The following is a 5699-nucleotide window of genomic DNA, read 5'->3' on the forward strand; positions in this document are numbered from 1 at the left end:
ACTGAAGATGCAGCGGCTACTCTTGCCAGGAACCATAGAAGCTCCCACAGGTCATGCACAAGGTCTGAAAATGTGCAGTACCTGTGGGCTTGCCGGCGCTAGGGCCGGTGCAGGCTTGAATCAGCCTTTCCCTTTGGTCCGGGTCTGATTCGGCCCGCCATTCTTCTCCAGGTGCTCGATGATCATCCCGGCCACGTTCTTGCCAGTGGTCACTTCAATGCCTTCCAGGCCTGGCGATGAGTTCACCTCCATCACCAACGGCCCATGGTTGGAGCGCAGGATATCCACGCCCGCGACACTCAAACCCATCACCTTGGCTGCGCGAATCGCGGTGATGCGCTCTTCGGGGGTGATCTTGATCAGGCTGGCGACCCCGCCACGGTGCAGATTGGAACGAAACTCACCGGGCTTGGCCTGGCGCTTCATCGAGGCAATCACCTTGTCCCCCACCACGAAGCAGCGGATGTCCGCACCGCCGGCCTCCTTGATGTACTCCTGCACCATGATGTTCTGCTTCAGGCCCATGAACGCCTCGATCACCGACTCGGCTGCCTGCGGGGTTTCGCACAGCACCACGCCGATACCCTGCGTGCCTTCCAGCACCTTGATCACCAGGGGGGCACCGTTGACCATGCGGATCAGGTCGGGAATATCGTCGGGCGAGTGGGCGAAACCGGTGATCGGCAGGCCAATACCGCGCCGTGACAACAGCTGCAGCGAGCGCAACTTGTCGCGCGAGCGGGCGATAGCCACCGACTCGTTGAGCGGGTACACGCCCATCATTTCGAACTGGCGCAGCACCGCACAGCCGTAGAAGGTTACCGAGGCGCCAATACGCGGGATCACGGCATCGAAACCTTCCAGCGGCTTGCCGCGGTAGTGGATCTGCGGCTTGTGGCTGGCAATGTTCATGTAGGCCCGCAAGGTATCGATCACCACCATTTCGTGGCCACGCTGAGTACCGGCTTCGACCAGGCGGCGGGTGGAATACAGACGCGGATTGCGCGACAGCACAGCGATCTTCATGCAGCACCTGTGACAGGGGAAAGGGTGGCCGGGAAGGCCGGTTTGTCTTGCACGTACTTTACGCCTGGGTTGACCACCAGCTGGCCCTGCACCAGGGCCTTCGAGCCGAGCAGCAGGCGGTAGCGCATGCTCTTGCGGCAGGCCAGGGTGAATTCGACCTCCCACACACGGTCACCCAACGCCAGTGGCGTGCGAATGACATAACGGGTCTGGGCATGCCCGTTAGAGCTGCGGATGATCTTTCTGTTCACCAAAGGTGCTTCGCAGCGGCGATGGCGCAACTGCACTACTGTGCCCAGGTGGGCGGTGAAGCGCACCCAGGGTTGGCCATTACGCTCGAAGGGTTCGATATCGGTGGCGTGCAGGCTGGAGGTGCTGGCGCCGGTGTCGATCTTGGCGCGCAGCCCGGCCACACCGAGGTCGGGCAAGGCGACCCACTCACGCAGGCCGATTACAGTCAAATGGTCAAATGTCTTCACTAAGCACACCCTGCGAATGAGGTGGTGAACTGTAAGCACGGCGGGGACTTTTTGCATCCGTAAGTGAAGGTAGTACAGTTCAATGAAAGACAGAATCCGAGGTAACGCAATGGCACAAAAAGCCGAAGACGACGATAAGGTGCGCCTGGACAAATGGCTGTGGGCGGCTCGTTTCTTCAAGACGCGGGCGTTGGCCAAGGCCGCGATCGAGAGCGGCAAGGTGCATTGCCGGGGCGAGCGTTGCAAGCCGGGCAAGGAGCCGCGCGTGGGCGACGAATTCGTGCTGCGTACCGGCTTCGATGAGCGCACCGTGGTGGTGAAGGCGTTGTCGGTGGTGCGGCGTGGGGCGCCCGAGGCGCAGACGCTGTATGAAGAGACTAAAGAGAGTGTGCGGCGCAGGGAGCAGGCAGCCGAAATGCGCAAGGCAGGGGCGATGGGGGTAACTACCGATGGCCGGCCGAACAAGAAGCAGCGGCGGCAGATTCACCAGCTGCATGGGAACTTCGAATAGCCGAGGCCGCTTCTACAAGGGTGCAGGCAGTGCTGTAGGAGCGGCCTCGTGTCGCGATGGACTGCGCAGCAGCCCCCAGGGGTCTAGCGGACTACCGCCAACCGCCCGACCAACGGCAATTTCGCAGCAATCGAGAACAACGGCGCCGTCCAGCGCATCAGTGCCGCGCTACCCTTGGCCGCCAACGGCGTGTAATAGCTCCAGCCCAACGCCAGCACTGCCATCAGCAACCCGCCGATGTAGTCATCCTGCCCCCAGTGCGCGCCGGCCACCAGGCGCGGCAGCATGAACAGCACCGCCAGCGCCCAGATCACCACGAACTGCATCAGGCGGCGGCTGAACACGCTCATGAACAATGCCCAGATCAACAACACCGAGGCGTGGTCGCCGGGGAAACTCTTGCTGGAGCGGTCCTTCAGCTCCCACTTGGCTTCCAGGTGGGGGTAGTAGTCGCTCAGGTGAACCACGTCGTCGAACATCATCGAGGGGCTCTTGTGTTGCCAGCCCGCGGCATCCACCCACTTGGAAAACAGCGCGCGAATCACCACTAAGAGAAGCAGCGTGACCAGAAAGCCGAAAAACGCCTGGCGAACCTGCGCTGCCTTGAACACCCAATCACCGCGGATCAGCAGTGCCAGCAGGATCAGGCCGACCACGATGTCGAACGGGCGCATGCTGCCCACGGTCCAGATATAGCGCCAGGTGGTGTTGTCAGCCAACGGTGCATTGAGGCTGTGGAACAGCCACTCGTCGAAAGTCAGGCACAGGATCTGGCCAAAAGGCCATAACCAGAAACACAGTAGAGCGATCGGCAGCAGCGTGCAGGCTGCCAGCGGTCCCCAGGACCACCTTGCTTGGAACAGTGGTCGATTATCCATAAGATACCTCTATCTCCTATAAGGGAAACGAGCGCCTGAAGGCGCTCTGCGATGGGATTACTGATTCCCTTCCATTATTTTGTCATCATTTTCAGATAGCCAGACAACCATGAGCGACTTGCCAGAAAAAGATTTCACCCAACGTTTCATCTTCGACGAGCGCGATGTGCGCGGCGAGTGGGTGTCTCTCGATGACAGCTACGCTGCAGTGCTGGCGCGTCATGAATACCCACAGCCGGTGCAAACCCTGCTTGGCGAGCTGATGGCCGCCACCGCTTTGCTGGTCGGTGCCTTGAAGTTCGACGGCCTGCTGATACTGCAGGCGCGCTCCGCCGGGCCGATCCCGCTGCTGATGGTCGAGTGCTCCGGTGACCGTGATATCCGCGGCATGGCCCGATACGAGGCGGATCAGATCCCGGCCGACGCCAGCCTGGCGCAGCTGATGCCCGACGGCCACCTGACCCTGACCATCGACCCGGTCAAGGGCCAGCGTTATCAGGGGACCGTCGACCTCGATGGTGCCAACCTCTCGGAGTGCTTCACCAACTACTTCGTTCAGTCCCAGCAGTTGAACACGCGGTTCTGGCTGAATGCCGAAGCTGGCAAGGCGCGCGGCCTGCTGCTGCAGCAACTGCCACGCGATCGCCAGCCGGACGATGAAGAGCGCGAAGACAGCTGGCAGCACGTGGTTGCCCTGGCCCAGACCCTCAAGCCGCAAGAGTGGGCAGAAGCCAATGAAACCCTGCTGCACCGCCTGTACCACGAAGATGCCGTGCGCCTGTTCGATGAACAGCCGCTGCGCTTCAAATGCAGCTGCTCACGCGAACGTTCCGGCAATGCCCTGGTCAGCCTGGGTGAGCATGACGCCAAGGCACTGGTGCAAGAGTGCGGTGGGCAGGTAGAGATCGATTGCCAGTTCTGCAACCAGCGCTATTTCTTCGACGCCAGCGATGTGGCGCAAATGTTTGCCGGCGGCGGCACGGACGTAGCCTCAGAAACTCGCCACTGAAACGTTTAAGCTCAGGAAAATCTCCTGTCGAATTGCGCAAAAACGCAGTTCTGACAGGAGGGGCCTACTTTTTTTGGGCTTTTCTGGCATAATCCGGCCACTTTTTTCGCTGTAGTAGTTTTTTCGGAACAACTACAAAACGTTTGGAGCACTCGGCCTCGGGCCGGATGGGGTATCTCATGACGCAAGCCAATAACACCGTGTACACCGACCTGAGCGTCGATGAGCTGGTAAAAGAAGCGCTGCAACGCGGTGAAGGTGTACTAGCCGATACCGGCGCGCTGGTCGTGGAGACCGGTCACCGTACTGGCCGTTCGCCGGCTGACCGTTTCATCGTCGAAGAGCCTTCCACCCAGGACGCCATCGCCTGGGGCCCGATCAACCGCAAGTTCCCGGCCGACAAGTTCGATGCCCTGTGGGACCGCGTCGAGGCGTTCAACAACGCCCAGGATCACTTCGTTTCCTACGTTCACGTAGGGGCTGCCGCCGAGCACTACCTGCCGGTGAAAATGACCACCCAGACTGCCTGGCAGAACCTGTTCGGCCGTTGCCTGTTCATCAACCCTGAGCAGTACAACCCGGCGGGTCGCGGCGAGTGGCAGGTGCTCAACGTGGCCAACTTCGAGTGCGTACCTGAGCGTGACGGTACCAACTCCGACGGTTGCGTGATCATCAACTTCGCGCAGAAGAAAGTGCTGATCGCCGGCATGCGCTACGCCGGTGAAATGAAGAAAGCCATGTTCTCGGTGCAGAACTTCCTGCTGCCGGCTGCCGATGTGCTGCCAATGCACTGCGCGGCCAACATCGGCGAAGCAGGCGATGTGACCCTGTTCTTCGGCCTGTCCGGCACCGGCAAAACCACCCTGTCGGCCGACGAAAGCCGTTACCTGATCGGTGACGACGAGCACGGTTGGGGCGAAGGCGTTGTCTTCAACATCGAAGGCGGCTGCTATGCCAAGTGCATCGACCTGTCCGAGAAGAACGAGCCGGTCATCTGGAAAGCCATCAAGCACGGTGCTGTGCTGGAAAACGTCGTTCTCGACGCCAACAAGCACGCTGACTACACCGATGTCAGCTTGACCCAGAACAGCCGTGCGGCCTACCCGCTGGAGCACGTTGCCAAGCGTTCGGAAAAGAACCTGGGCGGTGAGCCAAACGCAGTGATCTTCCTGACCTGCGACCTGACCGGTGTTCTGCCTCCGGTGTCGATCCTGAACAACGAACAGGCTGCCTACCACTTCCTGTCCGGTTACACCGCGCTGGTCGGTTCCACCGAAATGGGCTCGGGCGGCGGCATCAAGTCGACCTTCTCGACCTGCTTCGGTGCACCGTTCTTCCCACGCCCGGCTGGCGAGTACGCCGAGCTGCTGATCAAGCGTATCAACGGCTTCAACTCCAAGGTCTACCTGGTCAACACCGGCTGGACCGGTGGTGGCTACGGCGTTGGCAAGCGCTTCAGCATTCCGACCACCCGCGCGGTGATCGCTGCCATCCAGAGCGGCGCGCTGGTCGGTGCCGAAACCGAGCACCTGGACATCATCAACCTGGACGTACCGAAGGCCGTCCCAGGCGTTGATACCGAACTGCTCAACCCGCGTACCAACTGGGCTGACAAAGCTGCCTACGACGAGGCCGCCAAAGGCCTGGCCAAGCTGTTCATCGAGAACTTCAAGAAGTTTGAAGTTTCCGACGCCATCAAGGCCGCTGGTCCGCAGCTGTAAGCTGCAACCAGCCGCAATGAGAAAGCCGCCAGAATTGGCGGCTTTTTTGTTATCCGTGTCCCGTCCTGAATAAGG

General features: G+C 60.6%; 6 protein-coding genes. 3 read left to right on the forward strand and 3 right to left on the reverse strand.

The window, feature by feature from the left end; genetic code table 11:
• Positions 1–120 precede the first annotated feature (120 nt).
• Together rimK and G1E_RS05060 are read right to left on the reverse strand one after the other, a co-directional pair.
• Positions 121–1026 (reverse strand): 30S ribosomal protein S6--L-glutamate ligase, encoded by a 906-nt coding sequence (rimK, locus tag G1E_RS05055; RefSeq protein ID WP_009681234.1) that lies wholly within the window; start codon positions 1024–1026, stop codon positions 121–123.
• Positions 1023–1505, reverse strand: coding sequence for an ATP-dependent zinc protease (locus tag G1E_RS05060; protein ID WP_009681235.1), 483 nt, complete (start codon positions 1503–1505; stop codon positions 1023–1025). The genes rimK and G1E_RS05060 overlap by 4 nt, the downstream gene beginning before the upstream one ends.
• 109 nt (positions 1506–1614) lie before the next feature.
• Here G1E_RS05060 and G1E_RS05065 point away from each other — a divergent pair, with 109 nt between their 5' ends.
• Positions 1615–2016, forward strand: a complete 402-nt coding sequence (locus G1E_RS05065; protein ID WP_009681236.1) for an RNA-binding S4 domain-containing protein — start codon at positions 1615–1617, stop codon at positions 2014–2016.
• Between the two features lie 83 nt (positions 2017–2099).
• Here the strand turns inward: G1E_RS05065 and G1E_RS05070 are convergent, their stop codons facing one another.
• The gene (locus tag G1E_RS05070) at positions 2100–2894 is read right to left on the reverse strand and encodes a phosphatase PAP2 family protein (protein ID WP_009681237.1); all 795 of its coding nucleotides are present in this window, start codon (positions 2892–2894) and stop codon (positions 2100–2102) included.
• A gap of 109 nt (positions 2895–3003) precedes the next feature.
• Between G1E_RS05070 and hslO the strand changes: the two genes are divergently transcribed.
• Together hslO and G1E_RS05080 are read left to right on the forward strand one after the other, a co-directional pair.
• On the forward strand, positions 3004–3903 hold the full coding sequence (gene hslO / locus G1E_RS05075) for an Hsp33 family molecular chaperone HslO (protein ID WP_009681238.1): 900 nt from the start codon (positions 3004–3006) through the stop codon (positions 3901–3903).
• A gap of 179 nt (positions 3904–4082) precedes the next feature.
• Entirely contained in the window at positions 4083–5624 is a 1542-nt protein-coding gene (locus tag G1E_RS05080; protein ID WP_009681239.1) for a phosphoenolpyruvate carboxykinase, read from the forward strand.
• The last annotated feature ends 75 nt before the right edge of the window (positions 5625–5699 follow it).

Origin of the sequence: Pseudomonas sp. TJI-51 (assembly GCF_000190455.2) — a bacterium.
Classification (GTDB): domain Bacteria; phylum Pseudomonadota; class Gammaproteobacteria; order Pseudomonadales; family Pseudomonadaceae; genus Aquipseudomonas; species Aquipseudomonas juntendi.

Bases quoted from the DNA above. Each gene is read 5' to 3' on its own strand.
- hslO (WP_009681238.1), top strand. From the start codon at position 3,004: ATGAGCGACTTGCCAGAAAAAGATTTCACCCAACGTTTCATCTTCGAC.
- G1E_RS05070 (WP_009681237.1), bottom strand. From the start codon at position 2,894: ATGGATAATCGACCACTGTTCCAAGCAAGGTGGTCCTGGGGACCGCTG.
- G1E_RS05080 (WP_009681239.1), top strand. From the start codon at position 4,083: ATGACGCAAGCCAATAACACCGTGTACACCGACCTGAGCGTCGATGAG.
- G1E_RS05065 (WP_009681236.1), top strand. From the start codon at position 1,615: ATGGCACAAAAAGCCGAAGACGACGATAAGGTGCGCCTGGACAAATGG.
- rimK (WP_009681234.1), bottom strand. From the start codon at position 1,026: ATGAAGATCGCTGTGCTGTCGCGCAATCCGCGTCTGTATTCCACCCGC.